The organism is Glutamicibacter sp. St.4D3 (assembly GCF_059728615.1).
Genome location: NZ_AP039380.1, coordinates 2,972,221 through 2,990,667, shown reverse-complemented (window position 1 = coordinate 2,990,667; position 18,447 = coordinate 2,972,221). Strand labels below are relative to the sequence as shown.

The following is an 18,447-nucleotide window of genomic DNA, read 5'->3' as shown; positions in this document are numbered from 1 at the left end:
GAGGAGAACACCGCGGGGCGAAGCGAACCGTCTACCGGTCCGCTTCGCCCCGCGTCATTGAGTGCCGCTAGCGGAACGACGCCGCTACCGGGCGGTGTTCTTCCGGGCCAGGCGCAGGAACACGCCGCCAAGAAGGATCACCAGCAGGCCGGCACCGGCGGCGAGCACGCCGCCAAACCCGGTGTCGGCCAGCGCGGCATCACTTGCCGGGGCCTTGGCCTGAGCGGCGGCGTCTTCGGTGTCGACCTTGTGCGCAACGGCTGCGCCGACGATCGTGGCCTCCGGTGTTTTGGCGGCTTGTGGTGACGCATTGCTGGAGGGCTTCACCTCACCCTTGCCCTTGTCGTTGCCGCTCTCGGTCTGATCGCCGAAGTACCAGGCGAGGAAGTCCTCAAACCAGGCAGCGTCCTCGCCCTCCAAGAGCTCCCGGTAGCTTTCGATCAGTTCCTTCAGCTCGGCCTCGCTTTGGACCATATCGAACTCGATGCCGAGGAAGATCCCGAGCAGTTCCCTACCCTGATCGGTGCTGAAGAACTGCTCCCACTGTGCTTCGTCCCAGCTTTCGCTGCCTTCCGGCAGCAGGCGCAGCACCTCATCGAGCCAGGCCTGTTCTTCATCGGAGAGGTCCGGGTCCTCGATGCTGGACTGTTCCAGATATTCATCGACGAGACGGTCCCATTCCCGGCCCTGAGCAGTCTTGAAGAAGGCCTCCCATTGTTCTTCCGTCCAATTTTCATCGACCTGGGGGAAGCGTTCATCAAGGTAATCCCAGAACGCGTCCTCGTCGTCGAAGGACACGCCATTGACGTTGGCCGCGAAGAGGGATGCAAGATTCCTTGTGTCATCCCCACGGGTTTCCGCGGCCGGTTCCGGTGCTTGGTTCAGCTTTTCCTGCTTCTTCGGCACCGGCCCATCCTCCGATTGGGCGGCGGGGACATTCTTCTCCGCGGACCCGGGAACCTCGGTGACCAGCGAGTTGTCCTCATCTGTCGTCCCGGAGCCGTTTGCCGGGGCCTGATCCGTGGTGGGCTGATCCGCAGCGGTGGGTGCGGCGGATTCTGCCGGTCCCGGTTCGGTGCGCTCTGTCTCGGTGCCGTTCTCGGCTGGTGCCGCGGTTTCCTCAGGCGAAGCGGCCGGGTCGGTTGCCGCTTCAGCCGGCTCGTTCTCCGGCGGGGCCTGCTCGCTGGCAGCCGCTGTCACCGGTTCAGCCACGTCGGCCGCGCTCAGTTGTACCGGTTCCGACGGCACCGGAAGGGCGGCCGGTGCATTGGCCGCCGGTTCCTGGAGGGCGCTTGATTCGGCCGCAATTGCGGTGGGGGACTGCACGGTTTCGTCGGCCTGCGCCGCAGCGGGCGACAACAGTAGGCCCGAAACGACGGCGGTGGAGAGGAGCGCTCCGGAGACGCGAGAGGTCATGGTTTTCCTGTTCTATACGCAAAGACAGCGGCTGGGACTGCGACCCTTGAAAGGTGGAAGAAAAGGCCCCGGCCGATCGCGTGCTCTTGAAGTGAACGCGTGACAAAGATCAACCTAGCGTACTTATTACCCGGCACAAAGCAGACGCAAAGAATGACTTGAGCCGCCGGTCTGTTTCAGTCAAGGACGCAGCCCCGCACCAACGGGTGCGGGGCTGCGTCCTTGCCTTCAATGAGCGTGGTTGGGGCCGCTCTTTACGGCCAGGAATCCTCACCTTCGTGGCAGATCAGCAGTTCGCGCACCTCGCAGCCCCGCGGCTGGGAGAGCGCGAACAGGATGGCGCCGGCCACCCGCGAGGGGTCATTGAGCCGGGAGTTGTCCGCCGGGCGGTACTGCTCGGTGCGGTCATCGAAGAAGTGGGTGTCCATGCCGCCGGGGATGATCGTGGTGACCCCCAGCCGCCCGGCCGTTTCGGCGGCCAGCGCCTTGCTGAACCCGAGCACCCCGAACTTCGAAGCGCAGTAGGCGGTCGCATCCGAAACCCCGCGCAGCGCCAGGGTCGAGGCGATGGTCACCAGACGCCCATGGCTTTTCTCCAGGTGCGGCAGCGCGGCCCGCGCCGTGGAGACCGTGCCGAGCAGGTTGACCCCCAGCACCAGCTCCCACTGGTCCGCCGGGACCTCATCCAGTTTGCCGCAGCGGTCAATGCCGGCGGCGGTCACCACCGCGTCCAGCCCGCCGTCCGCGGCCGCCTGCTCGACGGTGTGCTCCACCGCTGAACGGTCGGTGACATCCACTTCGTAGTACTGCGCCTGGGCCTCGGCCGGCGCCTGGATGTCCAGCACCACCGGGGTGCCGCCGGCCTCGGCGACCGCCTTGGCAACGGCGGCGCCCAGCCCGGAGCTGCCGCCGGTGATCAGCACGCGTCCGGGATTGTGCTTCTGGTTGTCCTGGGACAAAACTAACTCCTTGCGGTAGTGGTTGTTCGGTATTCTTGTGCCGCTGATCCTGGTCGGGGCTAGCCGACCCGGGCCAGCGCGGCTGCCAGCGACGTGGTGGAGCGCGCCACCCGGTAGGGGACGGTCACGCTGCGCCCGCCCCAGGATTCAATCAGCGGGGTTTCCGGCAGCGTCTGCGCGTCGTAGTCCCCGCCCTTGACCCAGATATCTGGCCGGATCTGTTCCAGCACCGCGTGCGGGGTGTCCTCGTCAAAGATCACCACCGCGTCCACGCAGTCCAGGGCCAGCAGCAGCTCGGCCCGGTCGTCTCCGGCAATGATGGGTCGGGTGCTGCCCTTGAGCCGGCGCACCGACTCATCCGAGTTCAGCAGCACGATCAGGCAGTCACCCATCGCCCGGGCCTGCTGCAGGGTCCGGGTGTGCCCGGCGTGCAGCAGGTCAAAGCAGCCGCCGGTGGCGACCACGGTCCCCTCTGCACCGCGCACCTGTTCAATGACCCGCCACGGGTCCGGTTCCCCGGCCACCGTGCCCACGTCCATCGGCTGCGCCGTGGCGGCCGGCAGCTCGCCCAGCGCCGCGACCCCGCCCGAACCGAGGAACCCGGCGGCGGCATCCACTGCGGTGGCCACCGCCTCGGGCAGCTCCTGGCCCTCGGCCAGGGCCACCGCGAGCGCGGAGGCGAACCGGTCCCCGGCGCCGCAGGGGTCGTGGGCGCCGACCTGCGGGGCGGGAAGCCGCACCGGCTGCCCGTCCTGGTGCTGCAGCAGGGCGCCGTGCTCACCCAGGGTGACCACGACCGGGCACCCCCACTCGGTGTGCAGCGCAGCGGCCGCTGCGGACGGTTCCTGGGCCGGTTCGGTGCCCAGGGCGCCGGCGAACTTCAGGGCCTCCGAGTGGTTCGGGGTGATCGCGCTGCAGCCGGGCACCGGCCGGGCCCCGGCCGGGTGCGGGTCCCAGACCACCGGGTGGGTTTCGGCCTTGGCCTGCAGGGCCGCGCGGATGCGCGGGTTCTCCACCACCCGGCGCCCGTAGTCGGCCACCACCACGGCGTCCGCCCCGGCGATGGCCCCGAGCATGGTGCTGGTGGCCTGCGGCACCGGCGGCAGGGCGCAGCCCTCGTCAAAGCGCACCACGCCCTGGCCGTTGGCGCGCACCCGGCTCTTGACCGGGGTCGGTGCCCCCGAGGGCCCGCAGGCCAGTTCCAGGCCCGCCAGCGCCCCGCGCAGCCGGTGCGCGGCGGCGTCATCCCCGAGCACGGAGACCAGCACCACCTGGTGCCCGTCCCCGGCCAGCATCCTGGCCACCAGTCCGGCGCCGCCGGCCCGGTAGCTGTCATCCTGCACATCGACCACCGGCACCGGGGCGTCGGGGCTGAGCCGGGTGGCCTGCCCGGACAGGTCGCGGTCCAGCAGCAGGTCACCGACGACGGCGATACGCATCACTGCCACGCTCCCTTCGAGGCCTCACGCTCATGCGCGGCGATGGCCGCGTCGAAGACCCGGCAGATCGCATGGATGGCCACCAGGTGGCATTCCTGCACGCTGGCCGAGGGGCCCTGGATTTCCACGCTCTCATCGCACAGGTCGGAGAGCCGGGTTGGGCCCTGGCCGACCAGTGCCCAGGTGGCCAGGCCCGCCTGGCGGGCGGCCTGGGCGGCCTGCAGCAGGTTGGGGCTGCGTCCGCTGGTGCTCAGCAGCAGCAGCACGTCCCCTTCCCGGCCGTGGGCCCGCACCTGGCGGGCGAAGGACTGATCGTAGCCGTAGTCGTTGGAGATTGCCGAGAACGCGGAGGTCTCGGCGTGCAGCGAGATCGCCGAGTAGGCCCCGCGCTCCCCGTCGAAGCGGCCCACCAGTTCGGCGGTCAGGTGCTGGGCCTCGGCGGCCGAACCGCCGTTGCCGGCGACCAGCAGCCGCTGCCCGGCCGCCAGCTTCTGGGCCAGCACGGTGCCCCAGCGGGCCAGGGTGTCAGCCGAGCCGCGCAGTGAGCTGACCGCCGGGGCCAGCGCGTCCAGGTGGCCGGTGACCAGCCGCGCCGCCTGCGGGGCGCGCACCGTGTCCAGGTTGATTGCCGCATTGACTGCCTGTTCCATTACTGTGCCCTTCCCATCATCCGTTCTTCGCGTGCCGCCGAGGGGCGGGAGACCAGCTGGCCGTACACCCGTTCGGTGTCGGTGGCGATGCGCTGCCAGCTGTAGCGGGTGACCGCCCGTTCCCGGCCGGCCGCGCCCATCCGGGCCGCGAACTGCTCGTCGTTCAGCAGCCGCTGCAGTGCCTGGGCCAGGGCGGTCTCATCCCGCGGCGGGATGTGCAGCCCGGTGACCGAATCCACCACGGTGTCCACCAGCCCGCCCACGGTGCTGGCGATCACCGGCACCCCGCAGGCCATCGCTTCCAGCGGCACGATGCCGAAGGGCTCGTACCAGGGGTCGCAGACCACGGCGTTGCAGCTGCGGATCAGCTGCGGCATCTGCTCGCGCGGCAGCTGGCCGCGGAAGATCACCTGATCACCCACGCCCAGCTCGTTGGCCAGGTCCCGCAGCCGGGCGGCCTCCGGGTCGGATTCCAGGGATCCGGCGCCGCCGGCCCCGCCGATGATCACCAGTTCAATGTCGGTGATGCCCAGCTTGGCCAGTTCGGCCAGGGAGGCAATGACGGTGGCCACGCCCTTGCGCGGCACCAGCCGGCCAATGCTGGCGATCCGGTAGCGCCGGCCGCGGGCCTCGGCCGGGCCCTGGGCGGTGAACAGGTCGGTGTCCACCCCGCACGGCACGATCGAGATGCGCTGGCCCTCGGCGCCCATGGCGCGCAGCTCGAACACCTCATCGGAGCAGGTGGCCACGATGCAGTCCACATCCTGGGCCACGGCCGGCTCCATCCAGGAGCGTTCCTCCGGGCTGGTGTCCGCCGCCCCCTGGTGGCGGCGCTTGACGGTGCCCAGCGCGTGGAAGGTCTGGGCCACCGCCACCGGCGCCTCGGCCAGGCGGGCGGCCTGCAGTGCGGCCAGCCCGGACATCCAGAAGTGCCCGTGCACCACCGCCGGGGGGGTGGTGCCCCAGTCGGCGGCCACCGCGCGGGCCAGTTCCCCCATGTAGGGCAGGATCAGGTCCTTGGAGATCGGCTCGGGCGGCCCGGCATCCACGTGCACCACCTCGAAGCCCTGGCACACCTGTACCCGTTCGGGCAGCTGCGGATCATCGCGGCGGGTGTACACGCTCACCTGGTGCCCGCGTTCGGCCAGCGCCGTGGACAGCGCCGCAACATGCACGTTCTGCCCTCCGGCGTCCACGCCGCCGATGGCGGCCAGGGGGCTGGCATGCTCGGAAATCATTGCGATTTTCATGGGGTTGATCCTTCCGTCAATTCTTCGGCAAGCTGCGTGGAACGCACATCGCCCACCTCGGCCAGCACGGTGTCCCAGCGGGTCAGGAAGCGCTGCAGCCCGTAGTGCTTCAGCGCGAATTCGCGCGCCGCCCGGCCGCGGGCCACCGCCTCCTGCGGGTCGTTGAGCAGCACCCGCGCGGTGCGCTGCAGTTCGGCGACGTCGCTGCTGACCATTCCGCCCTCGGGCGGTACCGCCCGGAACGCCTCGGTGGCCCCCAGCGCCAGCACCGGCATGCCCAGGTGCATCGCCTCCAGCAGCGCCAGACCCAGCGAGGTCCAGCGGAAGGGGTGCAGGTAGGCGCGGGCCTGGCCGAGCATCCCGTGCAGCTGGGCCGGGTTCACGTCCCCGCGGATGATCAGCTGCCCCTCGGGCAGCTGCAGGGCCTCGGGCAGCTTCTTGGTGCCGATCCCGTACACCTCCAGCGGGGCGATCTGCGCGAAGCCGGGCAGCAGGTCGGTGCCGGTGACCCGCCAGCGGCGCACCGGTTCGTTGATCGCCACCCCCAGGGTCGGGTTCGTGCCGGTGTACTGGTAGCCCGGGTCCACGATGCCGTGTTCAATGACCAGGGTGCGGGCCCGCCCGCAGTCCCAGAACAGCCGGTTGAAGTGGGTGACGTGCACGATCGGGATGTCGCTGCGCTCGGCCAGCGGGTGCACCGAGTTCGGCACGTTCCCGCTCTTGGGGGTGTTGTGCTCCAGGAAGACCGCCGGCAGCTCGCTGCCCGGCGCCCGGCCGGTGAGCCGGTGCACCTCGGCCAGCTCCTCGGGCCGCTGCAGCACCACCACGTCAATGTTTTCCTCGGCCAGCTGCTCCTGGCTGACTTCCCTTACCGAGGCCGGCCAGTCCCGGCCCCCGGTGCCCAGCCCCCAGGCGTCACGCTGCGCGTTGACCGGGACCAGGTATTCATGCGGTCCGTGCACGAAGGAGTCCATCCATCCGCCGTGCACATGCCAGATCAGGATTTTCACGATCTCTTCCTTTCGTTCTCAACGACCTCGTTGCTGCGGCGCAGCTGGCGGCGGGTGGTGAAGGACGCGACGCCGGAACCCAGCCGCTGCACCGCGGCGAACACCTCTTCGGGGGTGACCTGTGTCAGGCAGGGGTGGCCAGGGACCGGACATTCGCGGGCCCGGCTCAAGGCGCAAGGCGCCTGCTGGTCCCCGAGCAGCTCCACCGCCACCTTGTACGGCGCCCAGCGGATCGACGGGACCACCGGGGAGAACAGGCTGGCCACCGGGGTGCCCACGGCCGCGGCCAGATGCGCGGGCCCGGTGTTGCCGGTGACCACCACCTCGGCCCCGGCCAGCACGCCGCCCAGGGTGTGGAAGTCGGTGGCCCCGCCCAAGTCCAGTCCGGCGGTGCCGGCCACGGTGGCGGTCAACTGGCGTTCGGAGGGGCCGCCGGTGACCACCGGCAGCCAGCCGGCCGCGTCCAGCAACTCCACCAGCGCCGCGTGGTGCAGGGCCGGCCAGGTGCGCGCCGGCACGGCGGCGCCCGGGTGGATGACCACATAGGGTTTGGTTCCGGTCAGGTGCCGGGTATCGGGGATGTCCCGCACCGCCAGCGCCCCGTCATCCCCGGCAGGCAGCCGGTAGCCGGCGGCCTCGGCGATCCCCAGGGCGCGCAAAGCCTCGGGCTGGTCCTCGGCAAAGTCCTCGCCGGGGCGCAACCGCACATCCAGCAGCGAGCCGGGATAGTCGACCGAGGCCCCGGTGATGCGCGGCACCCCGGCCAGGCGCAGCAGCAGCGCGAGCGGCAGCGGGGACTGGTGGAAGGAGGTGAGGATGAGCGCCTCGTCGAATTGCCGTTCGGCCAGGAAGTCACGCAACGGCTGCAGGTGCTCATCGGTGGCCGCCGGTGCCGGGGCGGTGATCCAGGGACTGTTGAAGGTGAAGACCTCATCCACTCCCGGCAGGGAGCGGGCCGCGGCCTGGCCCTGCGGGCCGCACAGGTAGCTGACCCGGGTGTCGGCGGCGGCGACGGCGCGCACCGCAGGTCCGCTGAGCAGCACGTCCCCGGCCGAGTCCAGCCGGGCCACCAGTAGCCGCCTCATGCCCGGCCTCCCGCGCCCTGGTCGGCCGGGGCCGGGATCCCGCCCAGCAGCCGCATGGCCTCGGCGAGGCTGCCGGCCACCAGGTCGGCATCGCGTACCTCCTCGGGCCGGGTGACTGCGGTGGGCACCAGCACCCCGCGTGCCCCGGCGGCCTTGGCTGCCGCGACGTCCGCGCCGATGTCCCCGACCACGGCCACCTCCCAGGGCTCCAGCCCCAGTTCCTCGCACGCCCGGTGCACCATCCCGGGGGCGGGCTTGCGGCACCGGCAGCGGTCCTCGGGGCCGTGCGGGCAGAACTGGAACGTGTCAAAGGGGCCGAGCAGTTCACTGACCCGGGCGTTGACCGCGGCCACCTGCTCTGCGCTGATCAGCCCGCGTGCGATGCCCGACTGGTTGCTGATGACCCCGCAGCGCACCCCGGACGCGCGCAGCGCCTGCAGCACCTGCCCGGCGCCGGGCACCGGCCGCACCAGATCGGGGTCGCCGTTGTACGGCACGTCCACTACCAGCGTGTCATCGCGGTCGAAGAGCACCGCCCGGGGAAAAACTGTTTCATTGCCCATACGACCTGAGGTACCCGTCACACCGGGGGATAATCAGCCGAGAAGAACTTCTTTGGGTTCTCCCAGCTTCTGTGAATTTTTAGGAAATGTGTGCTTCCCTTGGGATTTGCCTGAAACCGTATGGCACAAACCGGTGCCGGTCAGCGACGGATCGCCGGGAAATGCCGCACGGATTGGGCTGTACTCAAGCGTCGCGAAAGGAGCATCTGGTGGGTGAGAAGAAGGATGAAGTGCTGGTGTTGCGGGCACTGAAGCTGGGCGACCTGCTGGTCGCGGTCCCGGCCCTGCGGGCGCTGCGCCGCGCCTTCCCCGAACACCGGATCACCTACGCCGCCCAGTCCTGGCTGCGCCCCATCGTGGACCTGGTGGGCGGCATCGAGCTGCTGGACACCCACGGCCTGGACGTGCCCATCGACCGGTCGCCGGGCAGCGTGGATGTGGCGGTGAACCTGCACGGCAACGGCCTGGAGAGCCGTTCGCGCATCGCCGCCCTGGAGGCCAACCGGGTGATAGGTCACCGGGCCGACGGCCAGCAGGGCCCGGAATGGGACCCGGATGCCCACGAACGGGTGCGCTGGAGCCAGCTGGTGCAGTGGCATGGCATCCCATCCGACCCGGCCGACTACTTGCTGCTGCGCCCCGCCGCGCCCAGCCCGGCCCCCGGGGCCGTGGTCATCCACCCGGGCGCCGCCTACGGCAGCCGGCACTGGCCGGTGGAGCGCTTCGCTGAGGTCGCCGGCACCCTGCACGAGGCCGGGCACCAGGTGGTGTTCACCGGCAGCTCCTCCGAACGTCCGCGCGCGTTGGCCGTGGCGGAGGCCTGCGGGCTGGGGGAACAGGCGGTGCTGGCCGGCACGCTGGGGCTGGACGAGTTTGCCGCCCTGGTGGCCGAGGCTGCCTGCGTGGTCTCGGCCGACACCGGGGCTGCCCACCTGGCCTCCGCCTACCAGGTGCCCTCCGTGGTGCTCTTTGGCCCGGCCCCGGTCTCCTCCTGGGGCCCGCCCCCGGGCCCGCACGTGGTGCTCACCGATGAGAGCCTGCGCCGCGGGGAAACCTTCGCCACAGACCCCGACCCGGCCCTGCTGGCGGTGCAGAGCGAAGATGTCATCCAGGCGCTGCGGGGACTGGGGATCCTGCAGGACGCCGGGCGCGCGCAGATACTGCCGGGCAGCTAAGCGTCGTCCGGGGCCCGGGACCTAGCGCTGCTCCGGTTCCTGGCCCATATTCCGCTCGGCCGCTTCCTCGCTGCGCAGGAAAAACGCGCCCAGCGACCCGGCCAGGGTGGCGAACACCGCGACCGAATACACGGCCAGCACCACCTGCAGGATCCGGGAGAAGGGGTCATCGGCGCTGATGCCCGAACCAGTGATGGTGGCCATGGCGGTCTCAAACAATGCCGTGGAGTACCGGGTATGGGAGCCCATTGCGTAGAGCAGCTGGCTGGCGGCCAGGATGACAATCGCGGTGAACGCGGCCAGCCAGGCGATCCGGCTGCTCAGCAGCCTTCCGGCCGACCTGGAGCCGCGCACCCCGGCGGATACGATCCCGCCCAGCCGGGCCACCCGCAGGGTGCGCACCGCCTGCAGGGCCCTGACAAAACGCAGGAACGGCACCAGCAGGAACAACACCTGCCACCAGTTGTGCCGCCAGAACGTTGCCTGGAAGCGGGCGATATAGGCGCGCAACAGGAACTCCAGGACGAATACGACCCAGCAGATCCAGCCGGTAACGGCCAGTGCCTGGGCCCAGAGCGGTTCGGTGACCACCAGCTGCCCGAGCACCACAAAGAGGAAGAACACCCCCAACAAGCCCATGGGCCTATCCAGCCGGTCGGCCAGGTGCTCGGCGGCCCGGATCCGGGCTGCGCCCCGGTCCGGGAGGGCCGGATGCAATTCCCGGCGGTGCTCACGTGGTGCCACGGTGGTGCGGCGCCGCCCTTAGGCGACCCGGGGCCGGTGCAGGCGTGCCCGGGTGCCGCGCTCGCCGGCGGTGTGCGGAAATTGGGCAAGGATGTGGCGCTGCAGCTTTTGCAGGATCCGGGCCAGCGCCCGGGAGACCTGCACCTGGCTCATCCGCATCCGTTCACCGATGCGCTGCTGGCTTTCGTCCTCGAAATAGCGCAGGCGCAGCATCAGCTTCTCATCGGGGTCCAGCTGACGCAGGGCCCCGGAAAGCATCAGTGAATCATCCAGTGCCGCGAACTCGTCATTGCAGGCATCGGGCAGCTGTTCTTCCAAGGTGCGCCCGTTGTGCACCACATCCAGCGAATCCGGGTGGCGGCCCGATTGGGACACCACCGCCTCGGCGACCCGGGGGATCGGCTGCCCCAGGTGAGCCGCCAGTTCATCCAGACGCGGCTCACGGCCCAGCACCTGGCACAACAGCGGATGTTCACGCCGGATTTCTATCTGCAGCTCCTGGACTTCGCGCGGCGGCTGGATCACCCAGGAGTGGTCGCGCAGGTAGCGTTTGAGCTCCCCGGTGATGGTGGGACGGGCGAAGGCCACGAAATTGGAGTTCAGGCGCGGGTCGAAGCGGCGGGCCGCCTTGACCAGGGCCAGTCGGGCCACCTGGATCAGGTCCTCCAGGTCCGGGCCGTGCTGGCCCATCTGCCGGGCAATGCCGTCGGCGAGCGGCAGGTATTCGTGCACCGCCTGCTCCTCGGTCGCGGTGCGCAGCGCGCCCTTGGGGGCGGTGGCGGTGCCCACCTCTGCGCTCCGGTGCTGTGTCACTGGCTTCCTTCCCTTCCTGCTGCTGGCGCCTGCTGTTGCGGCCGAACCGTACCGATTACTGGTCTCGGTCCCCGATGGCCGATGGATTTTTCGGGATGCTCCGCGGCTTCCGTTTCATCCCGCCAACACGCTAGCCCCCTGCGCCAATCGGCGGGGAGCGCTTTAGGAGAGTTCTAAGGTCGCCGTCCTGCGGGGAGCGCAACGCGGGCCGGCGCGGTGCCGGGGCGGGCGGGGAGGGACACTGCTGCTTCCCCGCAAACAAGCGCTTCGACGCTGGAAGAGAGTGCGGTTTTGAAGAGCTAGCGCATTTGCGCCGTTTTGCCAAGGGCGCCCGGCCGGTTCTGTATCGGGTCCGTGGCCAGGCGAGCGGCAACAGCGGTCAAAGGCACAGCCATGCCCTGTCCCCAAGGGGAACAGGGCATGGCTGTGTGGGCAGTGTGTACGTCCCCTCAGTCCGGCCCATCGCCGGCGGCGGAACCTGACCGCTAGGGGGCTTAGTCGTCGCCGGAAACCAGCTTTCCGCTGATGGCATCGACCTTGATCTCGCGGTCCTCGTTCGCGCCGTCCGGGGTGATGTCGAATTCGTAGCGCGGCCCGGCGGACCTGCCTTCCAGCTTCCACTTGTTCACCGCCCCGGCCTGTTCCTGCTGTGCGGTCTTCATCGCATCGTCCAGGGAGACGACCTTGTCCAGGTCCAGGCGCTTCTTGTCCTTCTCGGTGCCGCGCTCATCATCATCCAGATCATCGGTTTCCTCATTGATCACTTCCCCGGAGTTCGCATCAATGTGGGTCTCGTACTTCTGGGTGTCGTTGATGACCTCGACCTTGTAGGCATACCGTCCGGCGTCATTGGCCTCCAGCTCAATCTTCGAGACCTCGCCGGAGAACTTCTTCTTCGCGCTGTCCACCGCATCCTGCCAGGACGTGTCGAAACTGGTTTGGGACAGGTCGCTCTTCTGCGAGCCCGGACTCTGCGATTCCGGGCTCTGCGTGGCCGAACCGGTCGGGGAGGCGGAGGACTGCGAGGCATCTTCGGTGGGGGACGCGCTGGTGCTGGGTGCCGCCGCCTGGCTGCTGGTGGCCGTCGTTGGTTCGGGACTGTCACCGGTGTTGCCGGAACATCCGGAGGCCAGCAAGGCAGTGGCGAACGCGAACGTGAGCACTGTCGTGGTCTTCTTCATGGCACTGGTTTTCATGATTCGCTCCCTAATTCCCTGGGAAGGCCCAACATTAAAAATGCGGGACTTCATGTCTCGGATCGGTTCATTGCCGGGTCGCCGCGGGAAGCCCGCCGCCGGGTCATCCCCCGGCCGGTTCACCGGCCTGGTCGCGCGGTGCCGCCTTTAGCGAGCACCCAAGGCCATGTTTTCCACTGGTTCCCCGACAGGTCAAGCACCGGCGGGACTCTGGCAGTCAGCGTCCACCTGGCGTTCATCCGCTGGCCGTGCCGGTGCCATGCGTCCGGGTGTGCACCGGTACGACGAAGCGAGGTAACGACACAATATGGCGTGGCTCACAGTGGACTGCTACCCTCGGATCATGGCTACGGCGGGCCCCGGATCAGGGGCTATCTACCGGGCATGCTGTTGAACCTACCGAGTTGGTGGGCTGAGTTGCTGTCCGTATCCGGCGGCATGCCGGCCTGCCGTGCGAGCCGCGAGGAGCCCCAGATGAGTGCGACCATTGCCGACCAGAAGTACCTGTCAATGGCCATTGACATCGCCAGTAACAATGTCAAAAACAGCGGCGGCCCCTTTGGCGCGCTGATCCTGGCGCCCGACGGGCGCACCTTTGAAGGCGTCAACCGGGTCACCGCGAACAACGACCCCACCGCCCATGCCGAAGTGGTCGCCATCCGCGCCGCGGCCGAGCAAATGGGCACCTTCACCCTGGCTGGCTGCATCCTCTACACCAGTTGCGAGCCCTGCCCGATGTGCCTGGCCTCCGCGCTCTGGGCCCGCGTCGACCGGGTCGTATTCGCCGCGGACCGCCATGACGCCGAACGCTCCGGCTTCGATGACGCGGTGTTCTATGACTACTTTGGCCCCGATTCGGATCGCTCCCTGATGCCGGTGGAACGCCAGCTGTTCGAGGCCGAAGAGCACCTGCAGCCGTTCGAGATCTGGGATGGCCTGGAAGTACGCACGGAATACTAAGCCGTCGCTGCCGGCAGGCCGCTGGCGTCACGAACGTCCTCCGGAAGCAGCGAACCATGGTGCACCAAAGCCTGCTGTGATATGCTTCACAACAATCGTTTGAAATCGATTTCTCGCGATCCGAAATTTCTTGGAGGACCGTCATGGGTGGATCCGTTGTCTGGGCGAAGGGACAGATTGCCCACGGAGCTTAACGGCGCCAGCGCGCCGCCAGCCAGTTTTCCGTTGAGTCATTGAACTCCGGCCACCCAACTGGTGCCCAGGCCGCTGCCTGCCCCTTCGCCGAACGCGTTGCCCCGGCGAAGATGACCACCAGCTCACTTTCACCCACTGTGCTTCCCTCTCTGGGGAAGTAGGAGGCAAGCGGCATGACCGCCGAGATCACTGAACAAACCCGGTGCCAGGTCACCGTTAATGGAACCGCCCGCGAATTCACCGGCCCACCGCACACCAACGCGCTGAACTTCCTGCGCGGCGAGGGGCTGACCGGAGCCAAGGAAGGCTGCGCCGAAGGCGAATGCGGCGCCTGCGCCATCCTGGTCGCCCGCCCCGACGGGCAGGGCACCCGCTGGACCGCACTGAACTCCTGCCTGCTGCCGGCCGCGGCGCTGGACGGACAGGAAGTGCTCACCGCGGAAGGCCTGGGTGGACCGGGCGACCTGCACCCGGTCCAGGAACAGCTGGCCGAACGCGGCGGCTCCCAGTGCGGCTACTGCACGCCCGGATTCGTATGCAGCATGGCCGCCGAATACTACCGCCCCGAACGCGCCGAACCGTCCCGGAACGCCGAACACGACGGCCAGCTGGCCGAGCACGAATGCGGACCCAACGGGTTTGACCTGCATGCCCTGTCCGGCAACCTGTGCCGCTGCACCGGCTACCGTCCGATCCGGGACGCCGCCTACGCGCTGGGGCAGCCGGAGGCCGGGGACGAACTGGCCCTGCGCCGTCAGCAGGCCGCACCGGCACCGGCCGTCACCGACCTTTATAGGGCCGACACCCCCACCGGTGAACCCGGACGCTATCGCCGGCCGGCCAGCCTGGAGCAGGCGCTGCAGATCCTGGCCGAGGAACCCGACGTGCTGCCCATTGCCGGTGGCACCGACTGGGGTGTGGAGGTCAACCTGAAGGGAGCCCGGGCCCGCTCGCTGCTGGCCATCGACCGGCTGGCCGAACTGCGCCAGATCCAGGTGCGCCAGGACCGAATCGTGATCGGCGCGGCCTGCACGCTGAGCGAACTGGAACGCGGGCTGGCCGGGCGCGTCCCGCTGCTGGGCCAGCTGTTCGGGCAGTTCGCCTCCAGGCTGATCCGCAACGGGGCCACCATCGGCGGCAACCTGGGCACCGGCTCACCCATCGGGGACACCCCGCCGGCGCTGCTGGCCCTGGAGGCCGAACTGGTGCTCAGCTCCACCGCCGGGCAGCGGATGGTGCCGCTGTCCCAGTACTTCACCGGGTACCGGCAAACGGTCAAGGCCCCCGAGGAACTGATCACCGCCATCAGCATCCCGTCGCCGCTGGCGCCGCTGACCTCCTTCCAGAAGATCGCCAAGCGCCGCTTCGACGACATCTCCAGCGTCGCCATCGGCTATGCCGTGGACGTCCAGGACGGGGTCATCACCAAGGCCCGCATCGGGCTGGGCGGGGTGGCCGCCACCCCGCTGCGCGCCACCGCCACCGAGGCCATGCTCGAAGGCCGCCCCTGGCAGCTGGAGACCCTGCACGCCGCGGCCGAGGTCATGGCTCAGGAGGGAACCCCCATGGATGATCACCGCGCCAGCTCAAACTACCGCAAGGCCATGCTCGGCTCCTCCCTGGAGCGCTTCTTTGCCCAGCAGCTTGGCCGCACCCCAGCTTCGAAGGGAGAGCACCACTCATGAGCCAGCTATCGCAGCGCCCCACCGGGGCCATTGTCGGCGAAAGCCACCCGCACGAATCCGCTCTCGCGCACGTGACCGGCACCGCCCTGTACACCGATGACCTGTGCCAGCGGATGGTCGGCGTGCTGCACGCCTACCCGGTGCAGTCCACCCACGCCCACGCCCGAATCCTGAGCCTGGACCCCACCCCGGCCCTGAAGGTCCCCGGTGTGGTCAGGGTCATCACCGCCGCGGACATCCCCGGGGTGAACGACCAGGGCACGAAGCATGACGAGCCGATGATCCCACCCGAAGAAGTCATGTTCTACGGCCAGGCGGTGGCCTGGGTTCTCGGTGAAGACCTGGAGGCCGCCAAGGCCGGGGCCGCCGCCGTTGCGGTGGACTACGAGCCGCTGCCCTCGCTGATCACGTTGTCCGAGGCGATTGCCGCCGAAAGCTTCCATGGCATCCAACCGGTGATCAACAAGGGTGAACCCGGGGCCGCGCTGGCGGAGGCGGCACACGTGTTCGAGGGGGACTTTGAGTTCTCCGGGCAGGAACACTTCTACCTGGAAACCCAGAACTCGCTGGCCTACGTGGATGAGGGCGGGCAGCTGATGATCCAGTCCTCCACCCAGCACCCCACCGAAACCCAGGACATCGTCTCGCACGTGCTGGATCTGCCGGCCCACCAGATCACCGTGCAGGTGCTGCGCATGGGCGGGGCGTTCGGCGGGAAGGAAATGCAGTCCCACGGCTATGCGGCCCTGGCCGGGCTGGGGGCGCTGCTCACCGGCCGGCCGGTGCGGGTGCGCCTGGACCGCACCCTGGACATGACCATGACCGGCAAACGCCACGGCTTCTACGCCAGCTGGAAGATCGGGTTCGACCAGGACGGCCGGATCCTGGGGCTGGATGCCACGCTGACCTCCGATGGCGGGTGGAGCCTGGACATGTCCGAACCGGTGCTCACCCGCGCGCTGTGCCACATCGACAACGCCTACTGGATCCCGAACATCCGGGTGCACGGGCGGGTGGCCAAATGCCACAAGACCTCCCAAACCGCGTTCCGCGGCTTCGGCGGGCCGCAGGGCATGCTCATCATGGAAGACATCCTGGGCCGGGTGGCACCGCAGCTGGGGATCCCGGCGCGTGAGCTGCGCCGGCGAAACTTCTACACCCAGGGGCAGGACACCCCCTACTACCAGCCGGTGCGCCACGCCGAGCGCATCGACGCCGTGTGGCAGCAGGTACTCGACGAGGCAGATATCGTCCGCCGGGAAAAGGAAATCGCCGAATTCAATGCCGGCACGGAGCACACCAAGCGTGCGCTGGCGCTGACCCCGGTCAAGTTCGGGATCTCCTTCAACCTCACCGCCTTCAACCAGGGCGGGGCCCTGGTGCTGGTCTACAAGGACGGTACCGTGCTGGTGAACCACGGCGGCACCGAGATGGGCCAGGGCCTGCACCAAAAGATCCTGCAGGTCGCCGCGACCAGCCTGGGGGTGCCGCTGTCCACGGTGCGCATCGCCGCGACCCGCACCGACAAGGTGCCCAACACCTCGGCCACCGCAGCCAGCTCCGGCAGCGACCTGAACGGCGGGGCGGTGAAGGACGCCTGTGAACAGATCCAGGCCCGGCTGGCGCAGGTCGCCGCCGTGCAGTTGGGCGTGCCGGCCCATGAGGTCCGCTTCCAGAGCGGGATCATCACCGGCCTGAGCACCAAGAAAACCCTGGAATGGGGCGAACTGGTGCGCACCGCCTACTTCCAGCGCATCCAGCTCTCAGCCGCCGGCTTCTACCGCACGGAGGGGCTGCACTGGGACCTGGGCGCGATGCGCGGGGAGCCATTCAAGTACTTCGCCTGCGGGGCCGCCGCCACCGAGGTGGAGGTCAGCCGCTTCGACGGCTCCTACACGGTGCGCCGCGTGGACATCGTGCACGACGTGGGGGACTCGCTCTCCCCGATGATCGACGTGGGACAGATTGAGGGCGGGTTCGTGCAGGGCCTGGGTTGGCTCACCCTGGAGGACCTGCGCTGGGACACCAGCGACCGGCCCACCCGGGGCCGGCTGGCCACCCAGGCGGCCAGCACCTACAAGATCCCCAGCTTCTCCGAAATGCCCGAGACCTTCAATGTGGCCCTGCTGGACAAGGCCCACGAGGAAGGGGCGGTCTACGGCTCCAAGGCGGTGGGTGAACCGCCGTTCATGCTCGCCTTCTCCGTGCGGGAGGCGCTGCGCCAGGCGGTCGCGGCCTTCGCCGCTGCCGGAACCGGGGTGCAGCTGGCCTCCCCGGCCACCCCGGAAGCCGTCTACTGGGCCATTGACGCGGTCCGCCAGCGCGCCGCATCCCCGGCGGTGAGCCTGACGCCATGACCTGGATGCAGGATCTGTCCCGGCTGCGTGAGCAGCGCACCCCGGCCGTGCTGGTGACCGTCGCAGCCGTGCGCGGTCACGCCCCGCGCGAGGCCGGGGCCAAGATGGTGGTCACCGCCGAGGCGATCTTCCAGACCATCGGCGGCGGCAACCTGGAGATGAGCATGATCACCCGGGCCCGGCAGCTGCTGGCGGAGGGAAGCAGCGAACCGCAGATGTTCACGCTGCGGCTAAACGACAAGGCCCCGGCCACCTACGGCCGGCAGTGCTGCGGAGGAGAGGTGACCATCTTGCTTGAACCCCAGGCGGTGCCCACCGCGGTGGCGATCTTCGGGGTCGGGAACGTGGGCATGGAACTGGCCCGCATCCTGGCCCGCCACGACATGGAACTGTACCTGAGCGACTCCCGGCCCGAACAGCTGGAGCAGTTGGCGGCCCTGGAACCCCCGGTGGCCCGCCTCCACGCCCAGCCGGCGCTGCTGGGGGAGGAGGTCCTGACCCGCTTGCCGGCCGGAACCCATGTTTTGATCATGACCCACGACCACGCCGAGGACTTCCACCTGTGCGATGCGGCCCTGCGCCGCACGGACCTCGGCTCGGTGGGGCTGATCGGCTCCAATGCCAAATGGCAGCGATTCCGCAAAAACCTTGCGGCCAGCGGCCATGAAGAGCGCGACATCCAAAGAATCGACTGCCCCATTGGGCTGCCGCAGGTGGCCGGGAAAACCCCGGCCACCATCGCGGTCAGTGTCGCCGCCGACCTGCTGGCCCGGCTCAGCCGGGCGGCAGCACCGACCAACGCCACAGAACCAACGTCCCACACGGACAGCCACCCAAGGGCCGAACAACCAGCGGCCTGCTGATAACCCAATAACCCGTCTTCAACGCCCGGCCTTGAGGAGCCGTGCGCTCTTTGGCGATGCCAAAAACACCGGCAACACCCCTTCTAC

16 protein-coding genes are annotated in these 18,447 nt (G+C 69.0%); 5 read left to right on the top strand and 11 right to left on the bottom strand.

Going from position 1 to position 18,447, the window contains the following annotated elements; translation table 11 throughout:
- Nucleotides 1-84 precede the first annotated feature (84 nt).
- The 8 genes from AC6I21_RS13800 to AC6I21_RS13765 form a co-directional block, all read right to left on the bottom strand.
- Nucleotides 85-1,416, bottom strand: a complete 1,332-nt coding sequence (locus AC6I21_RS13800) for an MICOS complex subunit MIC60 (protein ID WP_497762630.1) — start codon at nucleotides 1,414-1,416, stop codon at nucleotides 85-87.
- A gap of 254 nt (nucleotides 1,417-1,670) precedes the next feature.
- Entirely contained in the window at nucleotides 1,671-2,375 is a 705-nt protein-coding gene (locus tag AC6I21_RS13795; protein ID WP_497762629.1) for an SDR family oxidoreductase, read from the bottom strand.
- Between the two features lie 59 nt (nucleotides 2,376-2,434).
- On the bottom strand, nucleotides 2,435-3,814 hold the full coding sequence (locus AC6I21_RS13790; protein WP_497763429.1) for a PfkB family carbohydrate kinase: 1,380 nt from the start codon (nucleotides 3,812-3,814) through the stop codon (nucleotides 2,435-2,437).
- Entirely contained in the window at nucleotides 3,814-4,464 is a 651-nt protein-coding gene (locus AC6I21_RS13785; protein ID WP_138926867.1) for a D-sedoheptulose-7-phosphate isomerase, read from the bottom strand. The genes AC6I21_RS13790 and AC6I21_RS13785 overlap by 1 nt, the downstream gene beginning before the upstream one ends.
- Nucleotides 4,464-5,714, bottom strand: a complete 1,251-nt coding sequence (locus AC6I21_RS13780; RefSeq protein WP_497762628.1) for a glycosyltransferase — start codon at nucleotides 5,712-5,714, stop codon at nucleotides 4,464-4,466. Before AC6I21_RS13780 ends, AC6I21_RS13785 begins: the two co-directional genes overlap by 1 nt.
- On the bottom strand, nucleotides 5,711-6,724 hold the full coding sequence (locus AC6I21_RS13775; protein WP_497762627.1) for a glycosyltransferase: 1,014 nt from the start codon (nucleotides 6,722-6,724) through the stop codon (nucleotides 5,711-5,713). The genes AC6I21_RS13780 and AC6I21_RS13775 overlap by 4 nt, the downstream gene beginning before the upstream one ends.
- Nucleotides 6,721-7,809, bottom strand: a complete 1,089-nt coding sequence (locus tag AC6I21_RS13770; protein ID WP_497762626.1) for a glycosyltransferase family 9 protein — start codon at nucleotides 7,807-7,809, stop codon at nucleotides 6,721-6,723. Before AC6I21_RS13770 ends, AC6I21_RS13775 begins: the two co-directional genes overlap by 4 nt.
- Complete coding sequence (locus AC6I21_RS13765) at nucleotides 7,806-8,372, bottom strand: D-glycero-alpha-D-manno-heptose-1,7-bisphosphate 7-phosphatase (RefSeq protein WP_446754634.1); 567 nt, start codon at nucleotides 8,370-8,372, stop codon at nucleotides 7,806-7,808. The genes AC6I21_RS13770 and AC6I21_RS13765 overlap by 4 nt, the downstream gene beginning before the upstream one ends.
- 206 nt (nucleotides 8,373-8,578) lie before the next feature.
- On the opposite strand from AC6I21_RS13765, the gene AC6I21_RS13760 reads away from it, so the two are divergent.
- Nucleotides 8,579-9,547, top strand: coding sequence for a glycosyltransferase family 9 protein (locus tag AC6I21_RS13760; RefSeq protein WP_497763428.1), 969 nt, complete (start codon nucleotides 8,579-8,581; stop codon nucleotides 9,545-9,547).
- 21 nt (nucleotides 9,548-9,568) lie between these two features.
- Here the strand turns inward: AC6I21_RS13760 and AC6I21_RS13755 are convergent, their stop codons facing one another.
- The 3 genes from AC6I21_RS13755 to AC6I21_RS13745 all read right to left on the bottom strand — a co-directional run bounded on the left by AC6I21_RS13755 (nucleotide 9,569) and on the right by AC6I21_RS13745 (nucleotide 12,300).
- Nucleotides 9,569-10,291, bottom strand: a complete 723-nt coding sequence (locus tag AC6I21_RS13755) for a hypothetical protein (protein ID WP_497762625.1) — start codon at nucleotides 10,289-10,291, stop codon at nucleotides 9,569-9,571.
- 18 nt (nucleotides 10,292-10,309) lie between these two features.
- Nucleotides 10,310-11,104, bottom strand: coding sequence for a sigma-70 family RNA polymerase sigma factor (locus tag AC6I21_RS13750; protein ID WP_497762624.1), 795 nt, complete (start codon nucleotides 11,102-11,104; stop codon nucleotides 10,310-10,312).
- A 494-nt stretch (nucleotides 11,105-11,598) separates the two neighbouring features.
- Nucleotides 11,599-12,300: a PepSY domain-containing protein gene (locus AC6I21_RS13745; RefSeq protein ID WP_446754631.1), complete on the bottom strand. Its 702-nt coding sequence runs from the start codon at nucleotides 12,298-12,300 to the stop codon at nucleotides 11,599-11,601.
- Between the two features lie 474 nt (nucleotides 12,301-12,774).
- On the opposite strand from AC6I21_RS13745, the gene AC6I21_RS13740 reads away from it, so the two are divergent.
- From AC6I21_RS13740 to xdhC, 4 genes are all read left to right on the top strand, one after another.
- A complete protein-coding gene (locus AC6I21_RS13740; RefSeq protein WP_054821614.1) occupies nucleotides 12,775-13,260 on the top strand; it encodes a nucleoside deaminase in 486 nt (161 codons plus the stop codon).
- 368 nt (nucleotides 13,261-13,628) lie between these two features.
- On the top strand, nucleotides 13,629-15,140 hold the full coding sequence (locus AC6I21_RS13735; RefSeq protein ID WP_446754630.1) for a xanthine dehydrogenase small subunit: 1,512 nt from the start codon (nucleotides 13,629-13,631) through the stop codon (nucleotides 15,138-15,140).
- Nucleotides 15,137-17,497 carry a xanthine dehydrogenase molybdopterin binding subunit gene (gene xdhB, locus AC6I21_RS13730; protein ID WP_497762623.1) on the top strand — a complete coding sequence of 787 codons (2,361 nt, stop codon included), beginning with the start codon at nucleotides 15,137-15,139 and terminating at the stop codon, nucleotides 17,495-17,497. The genes AC6I21_RS13735 and xdhB overlap by 4 nt, the downstream gene beginning before the upstream one ends.
- On the top strand, nucleotides 17,494-18,360 hold the full coding sequence (gene xdhC / locus AC6I21_RS13725) for a xanthine dehydrogenase accessory protein XdhC (protein ID WP_497762622.1): 867 nt from the start codon (nucleotides 17,494-17,496) through the stop codon (nucleotides 18,358-18,360). Before xdhB ends, xdhC begins: the two co-directional genes overlap by 4 nt.
- Nucleotides 18,361-18,447 lie beyond the last annotated feature (87 nt).

Excerpts from the sequence above, each read along its gene's own strand:
- AC6I21_RS13800 (WP_497762630.1), bottom strand. The coding sequence starts at position 1,416 with ATGACCTCTCGCGTCTCCGGAGCGCTCCTCTCCACCGCCGTCGTTTCG.
- AC6I21_RS13790 (WP_497763429.1), bottom strand. The coding sequence starts at position 3,814 with ATGCGTATCGCCGTCGTCGGTGACCTGCTGCTGGACCGCGACCTGTCC.
- AC6I21_RS13785 (WP_138926867.1), bottom strand. The coding sequence starts at position 4,464 with ATGGAACAGGCAGTCAATGCGGCAATCAACCTGGACACGGTGCGCGCC.
- AC6I21_RS13780 (WP_497762628.1), bottom strand. The coding sequence starts at position 5,714 with ATGAAAATCGCAATGATTTCCGAGCATGCCAGCCCCCTGGCCGCCATC.
- AC6I21_RS13770 (WP_497762626.1), bottom strand. The coding sequence starts at position 7,809 with ATGAGGCGGCTACTGGTGGCCCGGCTGGACTCGGCCGGGGACGTGCTG.
- AC6I21_RS13765 (WP_446754634.1), bottom strand. The coding sequence starts at position 8,372 with ATGGGCAATGAAACAGTTTTTCCCCGGGCGGTGCTCTTCGACCGCGAT.
- AC6I21_RS13745 (WP_446754631.1), bottom strand. The coding sequence starts at position 12,300 with ATGAAAACCAGTGCCATGAAGAAGACCACGACAGTGCTCACGTTCGCG.
- AC6I21_RS13740 (WP_054821614.1), top strand. The coding sequence starts at position 12,775 with ATGAGTGCGACCATTGCCGACCAGAAGTACCTGTCAATGGCCATTGAC.
- AC6I21_RS13735 (WP_446754630.1), top strand. The coding sequence starts at position 13,629 with ATGACCGCCGAGATCACTGAACAAACCCGGTGCCAGGTCACCGTTAAT.
- xdhB (WP_497762623.1), top strand. The coding sequence starts at position 15,137 with ATGAGCCAGCTATCGCAGCGCCCCACCGGGGCCATTGTCGGCGAAAGC.
- xdhC (WP_497762622.1), top strand. The coding sequence starts at position 17,494 with ATGACCTGGATGCAGGATCTGTCCCGGCTGCGTGAGCAGCGCACCCCG.